Source organism: Streptomyces sp. Rer75, from assembly GCF_013414305.1.
GTDB classification, from domain to species: domain Bacteria; phylum Actinomycetota; class Actinomycetes; order Streptomycetales; family Streptomycetaceae; genus Streptomyces; species Streptomyces himastatinicus.
This window is the reverse complement of the sequence record NZ_CP058693.1, coordinates 1,915,208-1,929,176: the sequence shown is the minus strand read 5'-3', so window position 1 is coordinate 1,929,176 and position 13,969 is coordinate 1,915,208. Positions and strand designations below refer to the sequence as shown.

Below are 13,969 nucleotides of genomic sequence, written 5' to 3'. Positions count from 1 at the left end.
GCGACACCTGCCATCCGCCTTGCGCCGTCATCGGTTGGTCACCCCGGGCACCCTGTTGCTGGCACCGCCGTCTGGTGCGCTGGAAATGGCGGCAGGCACCAGCCAGGCTCGCCCGGCCACCGTTGCCGGAAGAGACAGTCGCGCTCATACAGCGCCTGGCGCGAGAGAACCCGACCTGGGGATACGTCAGGACCCAAGGTGAACTGCGGCGGCTCGGTCATCGGGTTGCCGCCGCCACGATCCGGCGCGTTCTGCGCCGCTCCGGTCTGCCGCCCGCACCGCAGCGAGCAAGCCAGCAGACTTGGCGCTCCTTCCTCCGGTCCCAGGCCCACACGCTGCTGGCTTGCGATTTCATGCACGTGGAGACCGTCTTTCTCAAACGTCTCTACGTGTTCTTCGTCATGGAAAATCAAGACCCGGCGCGTCCATGTCCTGGGCGTCACGGCCCACCCGACCGGTGCATGGGTCGCCCAACTCGCCCGCAATCTGCTCATGGAGCTCGAGGAGAGGGCTGGCTGCTTCCGGTTCCTCATCCGGGACCGGGACAACAAGTTCACCGCCGCGTTCGACGCCGTCTTCGCAGGCAACGGCACAGCCGTCATTCCGACGCCACCGCAAAGCCCACGGTCCAACGCGTTCGCCGAGCGATGGATACGCACAGCCCGCGCCGAATGCACCGACCGGCTCCTCATTACTGGTGAACGACACCTCCGCGCGTCAGGCGCTGCCAGGTACTTGGCGGGCTGCTCAACGAGTACTTCCCGGCGCCACCCCGGCTGCCTTACCGTCCGCAGGAAACGCCCAGCTCAGCAGCCTGATCGGAATATTGACACCCTTCAGGGCTCGCCCGCGTACGCGGCCCAGGTCCGGCTGATGACCCCACGCCTGATCGCCGCGGCCAACGAGGCAGCCGGCCGGGCGGCGGTCCGCTTCCACACCATCCCCGCACGTCGCGACCAGCGGGCCCACCGCCGCAACCGCGGCGGCGCGGGCGGCAGGCCCGCTGGCTTCAACTGGGAGTTGTACGCGCGCAGGAACGAAGTCGAGCGGACAGTCAATGCCTTCAAGGACTTCCGGGCTGTGGCAACCAGCTATGACAAGAGACCCTACGTGTTGCAAGGCACTGTCACCGTCGCCGCGGCCGCCTCTGGCTGCGAGCGTGACTCGCCGGAGAGTCCTAGCAAGCGCAGAGGGCGGACCCAACGGCCTGTGTCGCCCCGAAGCCCGTGAACTACTCAAGACCGCCCCAACACCGTCCCGAGCCGCACGTCTGACCCGCACCCAGATTCAGGCCGCGCTCAAGCGAGCTGGCCGCCAGCGTGGCATCGAACCCGAGGCCGACCGCCTTCGCGAAGTCTTCCGCGCTGAGTGGGCCCACCAGCCGCCGCTGATCGAAGACGCACTCGGCAAGCAGATGCTCGCCCTCCTCATCCAGATGGACGCCGCCTGCACCGCCGCTGACCAGCTCGCCGAAGCGGTCGAAGAAGCATTCCCTCAGCACCCGGACGCCGAGATCCTGCTGAGCTTCCCAGGACTCGGCATCCAGCTCGCCGACCGGGTCCTGGCCGAGATCGGCGACGACCGCACCCGCTTCGCCGACGCCCGTGGACTCAAGGCCTACGTCGGCTCCTCACCTATCACCCGCGCCTCCGGCAAGAAGTCCGCCATCACCAGACGGTGGATGAAGAACGACCGGCTCAACCACGCTGGCTACCTCTGGGCCTTCGCCTCGCTCAGGGCATCCACCGGGGCCAACGCCCACTACCGGCGCCGCCGAGAACAAGGCGACTGGCACGCGGCCGCCCAGCGCAACCTCTTCAACCGCATGATCGGCCAGCTCTACCACTGCCTCCAGCACCGCAAGCCGTTCGACGAGCAGGCGGCATTTCCCGCCCTTTCGCTAGCCGAAGCGGCTTGAGACGATCACAGATCACCTACACGGCCCGTGCGCTGCACGCGCCAGGATGCGCTGACTTCAGCGAGTACACGGCGAGCGTCCTCACGGCCATCAGGACGTGGTGCAGGCACCCTCGGGCCAGCAAGGTCAAGCCCGGTGAGTGACCGGGCAGGGACAGCATCCCAGTTCCCCCGGCGCACCACTGCGACGTGCCCTTCCACTCGAGCTCGCTCGTCCTGCCAGTCATCGGGCGGTGCCATGAGGACCTGAAGGGCTTCCTCGTCGAGCCACTCCAACCCCAGGACCTGCCGGCCGATCTCGTGCTCGATGAGTGACCGGGTCTCGCCAGTCTCCAGACGCAGTAGCAGCAGCTCGCCCTCAAAGAAGTAGCCACCGTCGTATCGGCCCGTGCCCACCGCGAGCAGCGGAAGCGCGGGATGGAAGGCCATCGCATGCACCGGGAACTGCGAGTGAACGAGGAAGCGGCAGCCCAGACCAGAGACGTCGTAGACCGCGACAGGAACCGGGACCCTGTATGCCCGCGCTCCTGCCACGGCCAGCAGGCTCAATCGCTCGCTCCGCACGGCCAGAGCAGGTTCGTCGACCTCGGCGAAGGGGCGGTTGGACTTGGGCATGCAGGTGATCTTTGCAGGCGAGAGGGAGCCATGGAAGGCACCTTCTGCGAGCTCAACTATCGAACGCTGCACCGGCGCCGCTTGACGGCATAGCAACGTGAGGTGTCTGATGCGGCAGAGATGGGCGATGGCGACGATTGAGTGGAACCCTCATCGAGATGACTGGATCTCCTCAGCCCCGACACGGGGTTGTCCAGCGGGAACGGACGGGTGTCTACCTCGCACACGTCCTACGCGGCGGGCAGGCATCGAGCCACATCCATGAAGGCATCGGATCGTCACTCGACGCCGTCTGCACGGCCCGGCCGCGCGGGTGCCTGCCGCCCTGCTGCCTCAGAGTTCGGTGCCGTCAACGTCTTGATTCCGGAGGGGTCCCTGCTACGTGCTACGGGCGCGCGATCCGTTGAGAGAGCCATGCGAGTGCGGGCGGCATCCGGTATTCCACGGCATGGTGCCCTCCGTCGAACAACTCGAAGCGTATGACATCCTCATCCACTCCCACCTCGGCGAGGGCGTCGCGGAATGCTTGTGCACCCGGGTCGAGGAACCATTCGTCGCGGGTGCCCGCGTCGATCCAGATCGCCCGCTGAGATCGCAGTGCCTCGCCGTGCAGTGGCGCCTGTCGGGCTCGAAAAGTCATCGCTACTGGTCAAGCGGCGTAGTGGTACTCGTTGATGAGGCCGCCGAGGACGCGTGTGCGCAGGAGTCTGCGTGCGTTGAGGTTGTGCACGGTGATGGGCTGCTGCCCGGCGTCAGGAGGTAGCTGGTCTCGGCTTCGATGAGGGCGATGTGTGTTGTAGTGCCGCTGGTAGGCGGCCAGGACCTGTCGGGCGTGTGCCTCGTTCGTGATCAGGATGTGGTCGAGGGCCTCGCGCCGGATGCTGCCGATCACCCGTTCACAGTGGGCGTTCATCCGCGGCGTTCGTGGCGCGCTCTTGATCACCTCCATGCCATCGGCTTCGAAGACGGCGTCGAAGGACTGTCCGTACTTGCCATCGCGGTCACGGAGCAGGATTCGCAGGGACTCCATACGCGTGTTCAGGTCGGCGGCTACGTTCCGGGCCTGCTGCACGGCCCATTCCCGGGAGGGATGTGCCGTGACGTTGGAGATATGGAGGCGCCGGGTGCCGTGTTCGAGGAAGGCGAGCGCGTACAGTCTGCGTCCGAACACGGTGTCGAGATGGAAGAAGTCTGCCGCGATGATGCCCTCGGCCTGGTTCGTGAGGAACTCGCGCCAGGTTGGGCCGGTACGGCGTGGGGCTGGATCGATGCCCGCGGCTGTCAGGATGTTCCATACGGTGGATGCGGCGATCGGGTGCCCCAGGCGAGCTAGCTCGCCCTGGATCCGCCTGTGGCCCCACCTCGTATTTTCCCGTGCCAGTCGCAGTATGAGCTTCCTGAGCGCCGCCCTGGTCGGTGGTCTCCCGGCCGGGGCGCGTCGCGCGCTGTAGTCCCATTTCGCCGCGATGAACCTGCGATGCCACGCCAGCAGGGTGCCGGGCGTGATCGGGAAGACCCCACGCCACCGGCAGCGGGGTATCAGCCCGGACAGCGCAGCCAGCCAGAATCGATCAAAGGGCTCATACCGGACTCGGCCGTGGATCTGACGCCTCAACACCGTGTTCTCGTGCCGCAACACGAGCAACTCCGCGTCCTTCGTGGCCTGGCTGCGCAGCAGTACCTGGGGGATGGACAGTAGCTTGCGCACGACCTTGTACACCAGTGAGACGGTCACGCGGACATGCTCTCAGCCGAGGCCGAATACCTGACGTCACCTGCAGCGACGACTTTCCGAGCCCCACACGGTCTCAGTCAACGGCTGTACCGGTGTCCAGGGACCCAGCTCATACAGCCTCCAAGATCCGACTGCTCCATTTGGGCTCACCTTGCCGGACCTCTTGATCTTGGTAACGAAAAATAGTGTGCCAAGCACATCCTCGAATGTGTTTCCTCAGGTCAGGGGCCGTGTGTTCGAGGGGCAACTCCATGGCGTTGTACAGATTTGTGCGTGGGCCCAGCGAGCGGGGCCTGGATAGTGAGAGGCCCGGCCGACCGGTCATCGCCCGGAACGGCTCTGCATCTCCTTCGGGGGAGTGACCTCTTGGCAAAGGGGCTTCCCGGGGTCGTGCCTCTTCACGCGGTCGCACTCTCGCGGCATTTGCTTTCCAGCCAAGTCTCAATCTCGGTGGGGGAGAAGCGCAGCTGTTGGCCCACGCGGAAGCTGGGTATGGCCTCCTTCGCATGGTTGTCATAGACCCAGGAGACCGGCTTTCCGAGATAGTCAGCGAGGGCCGAGACCGTCCACATCGGTTGGTTCATCGGTGTCCACTTCCGTAGGTTTCGGAGCGCGACACAAGGTATGGATGAATGGCGGCGGGACCAAACGAGTCCGCATGCCATGTCGAGTATTCTTCCCGCCAGGCGATGACCTCCAAGGGGAGAAGAGCAGGTACAGCTGTGACTAAGAGTGACGCGTATGTCCGACCTGGTCGGTGGAAGCTCACCGGCAGCCCCCGGGTCAGCACGGATCCAGCTCGACGGACTCGAACGGTCCGGAACGGGCGGCAGCGGAACTCAGCACGAAGTCAGCACGGCCCGGCTTGGGCTCACTCGACGTGAGTGAGCCCAAGCCGTTGACCTGTGTGTTTGTCATCGAGCTCGACGTCTGCTAGCGGTGCGCTGCACAGTTGGAGAACATCTGGCTGCGGACCAAGCGGTACAACGCCGACGGCAAGCTACCTCTACTTCCCGGCCAAGCCGACCGCGGCCCAGCGCAAGGTGCTGAAGGAGTACGGCATCCGCTGAGCACCCTCCTCATTCCGTGACCGAAGCCTTCGGGCGACTTTCGTCGCACCCTGTGGTCCGAGATCGATCAGCGCACCGAGCCCGGCAGCGGTGCCGCACACCGCCGGATGCTGTCTCTCACGGAGGCGGGCCGCCTTCCTGCGCCATCTTTCTTCTACAGCGATGGTGAGCCGGTACGAGCCGAGGAGGCGCCGGGCCTGTTCCGGCAGGGCATGCTGCGCATCGCGCGTGCCACCGGAGCAGAGCAGATCGGTGGCGGGATCTTCATCGCCCTCGGGGCTGGGGTGGCCGCCACCGAGTAACGCCCGTTAGGACCGCGTTGCCCGCCCGCACTCGTCCCCGGAGGACTCGCCCCGCCCGACCGGCGCGCTGCGGTCGTACGGGTCGATCTCCGTGCCGGCCTCGTCCGCCCGGCGGTCGGTGCCGAAGGGCGGGGTGAAGTAGCCCGTGGGGGCGCCGCAGCCGCCGTTGGTCATGTGGTATTTGTACGAAACGATCGAGAACGTGCCTGGCTCGGTGATCACCTTGTCAGGGTCGTCCCAGCTCAGGACCAGCTCGCGCCGGACGATCGTGCGCACGATCTCGTCGTCGCCGCCCCCGTCCGCGCGGGTGACCGGGTAGACGAAGGTGACGTCGGCGGTCACCTGGAGCGCGCCGCGCTCGCCCTCCCGGTAGGTGAGCAGGCCCCGGGTCTTCACGACGTCGCCGACCAGGTGGGTGCGGGAGGGCTGGAAGCGGCTGAAGAGGAGGAGGGGGTCGTTCTTCTCGCTCGGGGCCTGGAAAGCGGTTTTCAGAAGGTCTTGGACGTCCTTCTGGTGCGGGTTGATCAGTGCAATCGCCTTCTCGGGGCGCTCGCCCCGCAGCACCCCGCGGTCCAGGCCGGACGCGACGAGGAAGTCCCGGCTGCGGGCGAGGGCCCGCTCGACCTCGGCCGCGCTCATCCAGCCGACCGCCCCGGCCTTCGGCACGGTGATCCCCGCCGCTCCGCTCGCCCAGCTCGCCGCAGGCGAACCGCGGAACGGCTTGTCCGTGGTGGGGCGTTGGGCCGCCTCCGCCGGGGGTACCTGGGTCGGGGTCTCGGCCGCCAGCGGCGGGGAGTCAGGGTCGTCGCCGGCGAACAGGTCCACTATCCGCCCCGGCGCGAGCGCCACCACGAGCAGCACCAGCGAGGCCAGCAGTCCGACCACGTACCAGCCCGTGCGCCGCTTGGGCCGCGCGGGCGTGTAGGTGCGCCAGCCCTCCGGGTCGCGGTCGGGCTCCGCGCGCAGCCGCTTCGCCACCTCGCGGGCCCGCGCCGACGGCTCCTTGGGCGCGTCGGCGGCACCCGCCACCGACTCGCGCAGGAACCGCTCCCACTCCTCGTCGGATCTGAACGAGCCGTCCGGCTCCGTACCCGCGCCCATCTCCAACCCCCTGGCAGTCAGTAGACCGCGCCCACTCCCCTGGGACGCGTCCGCATAATGACACAGAGCGCTGACAGCGAGGCCCGCTGGGCGGACGGTGTGGGCGCGCCACCCTTTCTCAACTGGCCAACGGAAGCGCTCAGTCACAGCGATCCGTCATGGATTCATGAATTCAGGATTCCGTGTACTCTCATCGGCATGCCCGCTCTCGCCACTGACATCGAGGTGCTGGCGCGGTTCGGCCGCGCCCTCGCCGACCCGATCCGCTGCCGGATCCTGCTCGCCCTGCGCGAGGCTCCGGCTCATCCCGCCGACCTTGCCGACGCCCTGGAGATCTCCAGGACCCGGTTGTCGAACCACCTGACGTGCCTGCGCGACTGCGGCCTGGTCGTCGCGGTGCCGGTCGGTCGGCGTATCCGCTACGAACTCGCCGACGCACGCCTCGGGCACGCGCTGGACGACCTGCGCACCGCCGTGGTGGCCGTCGAGACGGACAAGACCTGCCCGGACACGGAGACCAAGGGCTGCTGCTGAGATGACCGCGGAGACATCCATCGGCATAGGTCCGTCCCCGGCCCGCCGCGACGCGCTCGCGAAGCGCATACGGCTGCTGGTCGCGGCCACCATCAGCTACAACGCCATCGAGGCGATCGTCGCGATCACCGCCGGGACGCTCGCCTCCTCCGCCGCGCTGATCGGCTTCGGTCTGGACTCCGTCATCGAGGTGTCCTCCGCCGCCGCGGTCGCCTGGCAGTTCTCCGCCCGCGAGCACGCCGTGCGCGAGGCGAGGGAGAAGACCGCGCTGCGGCTCATCGCGGTCTCCTTCTTCGCCCTCGCCGCGTACGTCGGCGTCGACGCGGTCCGGGCGCTGACCGGCACCGGGGAGGCCGAACGCTCCACCCCCGGCATCGTCATCGCCGCGCTGTCCCTGGCCGTGATGCCCTTCCTCTCCGCCGCCCAGCGCAAGGCCGGTCGCGAGATCGGCTCGGCCAGTGCCGTCGCCGACTCCAAGCAGACGCTGCTGTGCACCTACCTCTCGGCCGTCCTCCTGGTCGGCCTGGTCCTCAACGCCACCCTCGGCTGGTCCTGGGCCGACCCCATCGCCGCCCTCGTCATCGCTGCCATCGCGGTCAAGGAAGGCCGCGACGCCTGGCAGGGCAAGGGCTGTTGCACGACACCGGCCGCGACTGCGCCGCCACAGGCGGCTGGAGCCGCCGCCTGCGGCGGCCGTCCCGGGGGCGCCTGCTGCACATGAGGAATTGACACCGCACAGCCCGCACAGCCCGCACGGGCCATGCGGTCGTGCGGGGAGCGCGGCTATCCTCGGGCCGTGGGGAGCCGGTGGAAAGGCCATGTCACGCGCCATCCGCTCCTGGGCGCCGTCGAGTTGACGCTCGCCTGGCATGTCGTACTGGTGCTGTTCGCCGAGGTGATCCTGCCTCCGCTGGCTCCGTCCTGGTTTCCCGACCTCGGCGCCGCCGTGGTCAACGCGATCTGTTTCGCGGGCGTCTGGTGTGTGCTGGTGGCTGCGTGCGTCGGGCGTCGCCACGCCCGGCCGGGCGCGGCGCTGGTGGCTGGGCGTGCCCATGCTGCTCGTCGCGTGTTCGTACGCCGTCGTGGGCCTTGACGGCAGCGTGAGCGTGATCGTCAGCTCGCTGGTGTCGTTGCTGTGGGTGGGCATCAACGAGGAGGCCCACAGCCGGGGCCTGGTGCAGCAGGCGCTCGGCCACGCGATCGGCTCGGTCTGGCCCCTGGTCCTCGTCCACGGGCTGGACGACTTCTTCCAGATCCGCTCGCCGGGTTCGGCGCCGGACTGGTGGGAGGCGACCGTGTACGTCTTCTACGTCGCGTTCGGGGTGTGGCTGCTGCGGCGCTACGGTGCCGGAGACACCTCCTGGACCTCGTCGCCGAGGTAGGTCTCGATGTGCTCGGTGACGGCGACTTCGACATCGGCGGGTGTGCCGGAACGCAACGCGTCGAGCAGTGCCCGGTGTTGCCGGGGGATCTCGTCCAGGGTCGGGTGCCCGGACGCGTCGCGTACGAAGTAGGCCAGCACGCGGGGCTGGATGATGCGCCAGATCTGTAGGGTCTGGGTGTGTCCGGTGGCTTCGATGACGGCCTCGTGGAACGCGAGGTCGAGGTCGGCGAGGCGTTCGGCGGCCCCGGACCCCGACCCGCTCGCCGCGGCCTCGGACATCTCGTCGACCAGCCGCTCCAGGCGGTCGAGCAGTTCGGACGAGCCGTTGCGGGCCGCGTCGGCGAACGCGACACGCTCGATCGTCAGGCGGATGGGCACCAGGACCTCGCGCACCTCGCGCTGCGACACTCCGACCACCGAGGCCCCGCGGTAGGGGTGGGAGACGACGAGCCCCTCCTGCTCAAGGACCATGATCGCCTCGCGGACCGGGCCGCGGCTCACTCCGGAACGTGCGGAGATGTCCCGCTCGACCAGGCGGTCGCCGGGCTTCAGCTCGCCCGTGGCGATGGCCTGCCGGAGCCAGTTCAGGATCCAGTCCCGTCGCGACATGGGCGGCGCTGAGCCCGGACTCGACTGCGTCACGTGATTCCCGTCCCACCGATAGGGCCCGCCCGGTGCGAACCCGGCACGCCACACCCTAACGCAAACCCCCATCTGGCAGATGGTTGACCATCTGCCATGCGTGAACCTAGTGTCCGCACCATGAAGATCCGTGACATCCGTGCCACAGGCCTCCGGGGCGCGACCCCTGCGGGCGGGTGGCAGGAGGAGCTGGTCCCCGATGACGTCGTCCACACCCTGGTCGCGGTGCACACGGAGGACGGACTGGTCGGCGTGGGGAGCGTGTTCACCAGCGAGGCCCTGGTGCGCGGCGCGCTGGAGGTGCTGCGGCCGCTGGTGATCGGCGAGAACGCCGCCGAGCCCGAGCGCGTATCGGAGCGGCTGCACCGGGCCACGTTCTGGCTGGGCCGCGGTGGCTCGGTGACCCACACGATCAGCGGCATCGACACGGCCCTGTGGGATCTGCTGGGGCAGATCACCGGCCAGCCCGTCGGGCGCCTGCTCGGCGGGCGGTACCGGGACCGCGTCCGTCCGTACGCGTCCCTGCTCATGGACCGGCCCGACGTCCTGGCCGAGCGGCTGCGCGGGCTGGCGCAGCGGGGCTGGACCGCCTTCAAGATCGGCTGGGGCCCCTTCGGCCGGGTCAGCGAGGCCCTGGACGAGCGCATCGTGGCCGCCGCCCGGGAAGCCGTCGGCTCCGAGGCCGTGCTCATGGTGGACGCGGGCGGAAGCGACAGCGCCTGGTCCAACGGTTACAAGTGGGCGCTCCGCACCGCGCACATGCTCCACCGCTATGACGTCGCCTGGTTCGAGGAGCCGCTCGGCCCCGACGCCCTGGAGGACTTCGTACACCTGCGCCGCGAGGCACCGGTCGCCATCTCCGGCGGGGAGGTGCTCACCCGGCGGCAGAGCTTCCACCCCTGGCTGGAGGCGGGGGCCTGGGACATCGTCCAGCCCGATGTGACCAAGGTCGGGGGCCTGAGCGAACAGCGCCGTATCGGGTGGGCCGCGCAGGACCACGGCGTACGGCTGATCCCGCACGGCTGGAACACCGCCATCGGCCTCGCCGCCGACCTCCACCTGGCGTCCGCCCTGCCGGACACCGACCTCGTCGAGTACGTGACCGGTTCCCCGTACGTCGACCACATCACCTCCCGGCCCTGGGAGTTGGACGCCGACGGGATGCTCCCCATCCCCGACGGCCCCGGACTGGGTGTGAGTCTCGACCCCGAAGCCCTGGCCCGCTACACCGACGTCGACACCCTCCTGCACACCGGAAGGCCGACGTGACGCACGACATCGCACTGATCACCGGTGCGGGATCGGGAATCGGGCGGGCCATCGCGCTCATGCAGGCGTCGGCGGGCCGCGCCGTCGCCCTGGTCGACAGGGACGAGACCAGCCTGCGGAAGGCGGCCGACGAGGCGCGGGCGCTCGGCTCCCCGGAGGTGGTGGCCATCCCGGCCGACATCGCGTCCGAATCCGCCGTGATCGAAGGCTTCCGGCACTGCCGTGAGGCGCTGGGCGTCCCCACGCGCGTGGTCGCGGGCGCGGGCATCGAAATATCCGTGAAGGTCCATGAGACCGACATCGCGGACTGGCAGCGGGTGATCGGCACCAATCTCACCGGCACGTTCCTCACCTGCCGCGAGGCCGTCAGGCTGCTGTTGGAGCACGAACTGACCGGCTCCCTCGTCTGCATCTCGTCCCCCTCCGCCGTCATCGGGTTCGCGGGAGGGGCGAACAGCGCCTACGGAAGCTCCAAAGGCGGCATCTCCGCACTCGTCAGGGCCCTCGCCATCGACTGCGCGCCCGCGGGCATCCGCGTCAACGGCGTCATCCCGGGCGCCACCGCGACCCCGCTTCTCGACGTTGTGGCAACGAACACCGACGGCATCGACGGCGTCGCCGCTCGCGCGAAACAGCAGATCCCGCTCGGCCGGCTCGCACGCCCGGAAGAGATCGCCGAAGCGGTCGACTGGCTGCTCGGACCCCAGGCCAGTTATGTGACGGGAAGCCACCTCTACGTGGACGGCGGCCTGACGGCCCGCGGCGCGAACGACTTCTGATCCCGCCCCGCCGGCTGAGGCGTTACGCCGCGGCGCGCACCTCCTGGGCGGCGTCGGCGTGGAGGGCCACCCGGACCAGGGCCGCGGCGAGCCGGGGGAGGTCCTTGCCGGACACCAGCTTCTCCAGGGACGCGGCGTTCTTCGGCAGGCCGACGCGCTCGGCGCCTTCCAGGGCCTTGCGGTCGAAGTACGGGGCGAACTCCGGCCAGACGCCCTGCGCCTCCCGCAGGAAGATGTCGACCCCGGACGGTCCGATGCCGGTGATCTCCCGCAGCAGCTTCCGCGGGTCCCCGGCCTCGCGCATCCGCCGCAGGTCGCCCTGGTACTCGCGCTGCACCAGCTCGGCCGCCTCGCCGAGCTGGGTCGCGGTCCGCTCGTCGTAACGGCGGTAGCCGCCCTCGCCCAGCGCGTCGACCCGCTGCTGCCAGGTGGCGTCGGCCATCCTCCGCGGATCGCGCATCCCGGCGTCGAAGAGGGCGCGCGCGGAGGCCACCGCGATGTCCGCCTTGATCCGGGCGGACAGCAGATGGGCCAGCACCAGCAGCTGGTAGAGGGGGCCGGGGGTGTTCCGCAGGGTGATTCCGGCCTCGGCCGCGTACGTCGTGCCCTGCCGGTCCAGCAGGCTGCGTACCACGCTTGCGTTCTTGTTCTTCTCGCTCATCTCGGAATCCACCTCCTTGTTGGGGAGCTTGCCGGGGTCTTCTCACTCCGGCCCGCTCCGCATGATCTTCCAGATGCGGGTGGCAACCTGGAGGTTGAGCCTGCTGTCCACGTCCGTGAGATCGCTGCCGCTGATCTCGCGGATGCGCTGGAGCCGGTAGCGCAGCGTGGAGCGGTGGATGACCAGGGCGGCGGCCGTCGCGCTGTAGTTGCCGCCGCGGTCGAAGTACGCGGTCAGGGTCTCCACCAGGGACGTCCGGTGCAGCGCGTCGTAGTCCAGCAGCGGGCCCAGCCACTCCCGTACGAACTGCTCGACCTCCCGCTGATCCTCTCCGGTACGCAGGATGCGGTACAGGCCCAGATCGTCGAAGAAGGTGATGCCGTACGCGCTGTGCGAGCCCTGCCGGACCTCCAGCGCGCGCAGCGCCTCCTGATACGAACGGGGCACCTCGTGCGGGGTGTCGCAGCGGCCGCCGACGCCGACCGCCCCGGCCGGTGAGCCCAGTTCCCGGCTGAGCGCCGTGTGCAGCGCGCGCTCGGCCGGACGGCCCCGCGCCACCAGCACCGCCGTACCGGAGCGGCGGGTCGGCAGCACCCGCAGCCCCAGCCCCGCGGCCGCCCGGCCGACGGCCCGCAGGAACCCGTCGTCCGCCGGTCCGTCCGCCCAGCGCACGGCGACCACATGGTGCGGACCGTGCAGATCGTGGCCGACGGCCTCGGCGCGGGCGTAGGCGCTGGTGTCGTCCGCGCCCGTGAGCAGATCGTCCACCAGCTCGCGCCGCAGCCGCAGCTCCAGCTCGGCCAGCTCCCGCAGATGCGCCAGCTCCAGGGCGAGCGCGGACACGGCGTGGTCCAGGGCGCGTACGGCCCGCTCGTCGGCCCGGCCCTCGGGGTCCACCAGGCACAGCGCGCCCAGCAGCTCGCCCCGCGGCGCGGCGACCGCGACCAGCCGGTCCCGCACCCGGGCCGGGCGGGCCCGGCTGGCGGCGTCCCGCAGCAGCTCCTCGCGCTGCGCCGGATCGGGCTTGGGGTACGGATCGGGGCGCCCGGGTCCCGCCCAGGCCCGCAGATTGCCGAACCGGTCCTCGACCGCGGCGGGCAGCCCGGTGACGCGGTGCAGCGCCCGGGCGATCCCCGCCTCGCGGTCGCCGCGGGCGGCGGCCCGGGCGAGGGCGTCGTGGACTTCGTACAGATGGCCCAGGTCGGAGAGGGAGTGGTCCAGCCGCCGCCGGATCGCCTCCCGCTCGCCGCGGGCGCGGCGCAGCTCGGCGGCCTGGGCGCGCTCGCGGCGGTGGGCGGCGGCGATGGACAGCGCCGCGGAGGTCTGGTGGACCAGGAGGGAGAGCAGGAACCGCTCGTCCTCGCCCGGCCGGTCCCGGGAACTGACCACCAGCGCGCCCCGCAGCCCGCCCGGCGCCCCCGGCCGATCGGGTGCCCCCGGCCCATCGGAGACGCGCGCCTCATCCGGCGCCCCCAGCCCGTCCGGCTCGCGCAGGGCGAACGCCCACCCCCAGGCCCGCCGGGGGAAGCGCACCGGACCGTCCCGGCCCGCCAGCTCCCTGACCTGCGCGTCCAGGGCCGCGGTCGCCCGGAAGCCGTCGTCCGGGCAGCGCACCAGGCCGTCGCCGAGCAGCAGATAGCCCGCCTCGGCGCGGCCCGGGCCGACGGTACTGACCTGGGCCATCGCCCGGCGCAGTATCTCCGTCTCGTCCCGGCTGTCGAACATGGTCAGACAGCGCAGCATCAGCTCATCGGCGACACCTGTTGGGGCCATGCGGTCACTCCGGGCGTCCTCGGCGCTCTGCCTCCTCGGCACCTCACCCGTGCCGGAGTACCCCCATCCCGGCGAATCACCGCAAGAGGGCGAATTCAGGGTCGTAATTTCGACCTCGGGGACGCAGGCACACCGCCGTCCGCCCTTGTCACCCTGACGGCGTGGGCCTCCGCCCCGCCAATGGTCC

The 13,969-nt window shown here is 69.8% G+C and carries 14 protein-coding genes and 3 pseudogenes; 9 read left to right on the top strand and 8 right to left on the bottom strand.

Going from position 1 to position 13,969, the window contains the following annotated elements; all coding sequences use genetic code 11:
* Window positions 1–838 precede the first annotated feature (838 nt).
* Together HYQ63_RS07655 and HYQ63_RS07650 are read left to right on the top strand one after the other, a co-directional pair.
* Window positions 839–1,163: pseudogene (locus tag HYQ63_RS07655) on the top strand (IS5/IS1182 family transposase); the annotation flags it as partial.
* A 41-nt stretch (window positions 1,164–1,204) separates the two neighbouring features.
* A pseudogene (locus HYQ63_RS07650) lies at window positions 1,205–1,918 on the top strand (transposase); the annotation flags it as partial.
* Between the two features lie 5 nt (window positions 1,919–1,923).
* Here HYQ63_RS07650 and HYQ63_RS07645 read toward each other — a convergent pair.
* From HYQ63_RS07645 to HYQ63_RS07630, 4 genes are all read right to left on the bottom strand, one after another.
* Complete coding sequence (locus tag HYQ63_RS07645; RefSeq protein ID WP_179933149.1) at window positions 1,924–2,532, bottom strand: hypothetical protein; 609 nt, start codon at window positions 2,530–2,532, stop codon at window positions 1,924–1,926.
* Between the two features lie 385 nt (window positions 2,533–2,917).
* On the bottom strand, window positions 2,918–3,172 hold the full coding sequence (locus tag HYQ63_RS07640) for a hypothetical protein (protein WP_257231707.1): 255 nt from the start codon (window positions 3,170–3,172) through the stop codon (window positions 2,918–2,920).
* Between the two features lie 9 nt (window positions 3,173–3,181).
* Window positions 3,182–4,267: an integrase core domain-containing protein gene (locus HYQ63_RS07635; RefSeq protein ID WP_179933148.1), complete on the bottom strand. Its 1,086-nt coding sequence runs from the start codon at window positions 4,265–4,267 to the stop codon at window positions 3,182–3,184.
* Window positions 4,268–4,665: 398 nt separating this feature from the next.
* Window positions 4,666–4,851, bottom strand: coding sequence for a helix-turn-helix domain-containing protein (locus HYQ63_RS07630; RefSeq protein WP_063728706.1), 186 nt, complete (start codon window positions 4,849–4,851; stop codon window positions 4,666–4,668).
* A 548-nt stretch (window positions 4,852–5,399) separates the two neighbouring features.
* On the opposite strand from HYQ63_RS07630, the pseudogene HYQ63_RS07625 reads away from it, so the two are divergent.
* Window positions 5,400–5,639, top strand: a pseudogene (locus HYQ63_RS07625) (hypothetical protein); the annotation flags it as partial.
* A 6-nt stretch (window positions 5,640–5,645) separates the two neighbouring features.
* Here the strand turns inward: HYQ63_RS07625 and HYQ63_RS07620 are convergent.
* Window positions 5,646–6,740 carry a hypothetical protein gene (locus HYQ63_RS07620; protein WP_179933147.1) on the bottom strand — a complete coding sequence of 365 codons (1,095 nt, stop codon included), beginning with the start codon at window positions 6,738–6,740 and terminating at the stop codon, window positions 5,646–5,648.
* A 198-nt stretch (window positions 6,741–6,938) separates the two neighbouring features.
* Here HYQ63_RS07620 and HYQ63_RS07615 point away from each other — a divergent pair, with 198 nt between their 5' ends.
* The 4 genes from HYQ63_RS07615 to HYQ63_RS44420 all read left to right on the top strand — a co-directional run bounded on the left by HYQ63_RS07615 (window position 6,939) and on the right by HYQ63_RS44420 (window position 8,656).
* Window positions 6,939–7,274, top strand: a complete 336-nt coding sequence (locus HYQ63_RS07615) for a helix-turn-helix transcriptional regulator (protein WP_179933146.1) — start codon at window positions 6,939–6,941, stop codon at window positions 7,272–7,274.
* A gap of 1 nt (window position 7,275) precedes the next feature.
* The gene (locus tag HYQ63_RS07610) at window positions 7,276–7,995 is read left to right on the top strand and encodes a cation transporter (RefSeq protein WP_179933145.1); all 720 of its coding nucleotides are present in this window, start codon (window positions 7,276–7,278) and stop codon (window positions 7,993–7,995) included.
* A 75-nt stretch (window positions 7,996–8,070) separates the two neighbouring features.
* Window positions 8,071–8,367: a hypothetical protein gene (locus tag HYQ63_RS44425; protein WP_257231706.1), complete on the top strand. Its 297-nt coding sequence runs from the start codon at window positions 8,071–8,073 to the stop codon at window positions 8,365–8,367.
* The gene (locus HYQ63_RS44420) at window positions 8,321–8,656 is read left to right on the top strand and encodes a hypothetical protein (protein ID WP_257231704.1); all 336 of its coding nucleotides are present in this window, start codon (window positions 8,321–8,323) and stop codon (window positions 8,654–8,656) included. The genes HYQ63_RS44425 and HYQ63_RS44420 overlap by 47 nt, the downstream gene beginning before the upstream one ends.
* On the opposite strand, the gene HYQ63_RS07600 is transcribed toward HYQ63_RS44420, so the two are convergent.
* Window positions 8,614–9,267, bottom strand: coding sequence for a GntR family transcriptional regulator (locus HYQ63_RS07600; RefSeq protein WP_218929551.1), 654 nt, complete (start codon window positions 9,265–9,267; stop codon window positions 8,614–8,616). The two genes, HYQ63_RS44420 and HYQ63_RS07600, sit on opposite strands and share 43 nt — an antisense overlap.
* 153 nt (window positions 9,268–9,420) lie before the next feature.
* Here HYQ63_RS07600 and HYQ63_RS07595 point away from each other — a divergent pair, with 153 nt between their 5' ends.
* Entirely contained in the window at window positions 9,421–10,569 is a 1,149-nt protein-coding gene (locus tag HYQ63_RS07595) for a mandelate racemase/muconate lactonizing enzyme family protein (RefSeq protein WP_179933143.1), read from the top strand.
* Complete coding sequence (locus tag HYQ63_RS07590; RefSeq protein WP_179933142.1) at window positions 10,566–11,348, top strand: SDR family NAD(P)-dependent oxidoreductase; 783 nt, start codon at window positions 10,566–10,568, stop codon at window positions 11,346–11,348. The genes HYQ63_RS07595 and HYQ63_RS07590 overlap by 4 nt, the downstream gene beginning before the upstream one ends.
* 22 nt (window positions 11,349–11,370) lie before the next feature.
* Here HYQ63_RS07590 and HYQ63_RS07585 read toward each other — a convergent pair whose 3' ends face one another.
* Together HYQ63_RS07585 and HYQ63_RS07580 are read right to left on the bottom strand one after the other, a co-directional pair.
* Complete coding sequence (locus tag HYQ63_RS07585) at window positions 11,371–12,009, bottom strand: endonuclease (protein WP_179933141.1); 639 nt, start codon at window positions 12,007–12,009, stop codon at window positions 11,371–11,373.
* A gap of 42 nt (window positions 12,010–12,051) precedes the next feature.
* Entirely contained in the window at window positions 12,052–13,782 is a 1,731-nt protein-coding gene (locus HYQ63_RS07580) for a CdaR family transcriptional regulator (protein WP_179933140.1), read from the bottom strand.
* Between the last annotated feature and the right edge of the window lie 187 nt (window positions 13,783–13,969).

What these genes read in the sequence shown, in the direction of transcription:
- HYQ63_RS07595 (WP_179933143.1), top strand. Translation starts at nt 9,421, where the DNA reads ATGAAGATCCGTGACATCCGTGCCACAGGCCTCCGGGGCGCGACCCCT.
- HYQ63_RS07600 (WP_218929551.1), bottom strand. Translation starts at nt 9,267, where the DNA reads ATGTCGCGACGGGACTGGATCCTGAACTGGCTCCGGCAGGCCATCGCC.
- HYQ63_RS07615 (WP_179933146.1), top strand. Translation starts at nt 6,939, where the DNA reads ATGCCCGCTCTCGCCACTGACATCGAGGTGCTGGCGCGGTTCGGCCGC.
- HYQ63_RS07580 (WP_179933140.1), bottom strand. Translation starts at nt 13,782, where the DNA reads ATGGCCCCAACAGGTGTCGCCGATGAGCTGATGCTGCGCTGTCTGACC.
- HYQ63_RS07620 (WP_179933147.1), bottom strand. Translation starts at nt 6,740, where the DNA reads ATGGGCGCGGGTACGGAGCCGGACGGCTCGTTCAGATCCGACGAGGAG.
- HYQ63_RS07640 (WP_257231707.1), bottom strand. Translation starts at nt 3,172, where the DNA reads ATGACTTTTCGAGCCCGACAGGCGCCACTGCACGGCGAGGCACTGCGA.
- HYQ63_RS07645 (WP_179933149.1), bottom strand. Translation starts at nt 2,532, where the DNA reads ATGCCCAAGTCCAACCGCCCCTTCGCCGAGGTCGACGAACCTGCTCTG.
- HYQ63_RS07610 (WP_179933145.1), top strand. Translation starts at nt 7,276, where the DNA reads ATGACCGCGGAGACATCCATCGGCATAGGTCCGTCCCCGGCCCGCCGC.
- HYQ63_RS07630 (WP_063728706.1), bottom strand. Translation starts at nt 4,851, where the DNA reads ATGAACCAACCGATGTGGACGGTCTCGGCCCTCGCTGACTATCTCGGA.
- HYQ63_RS07585 (WP_179933141.1), bottom strand. Translation starts at nt 12,009, where the DNA reads ATGAGCGAGAAGAACAAGAACGCAAGCGTGGTACGCAGCCTGCTGGAC.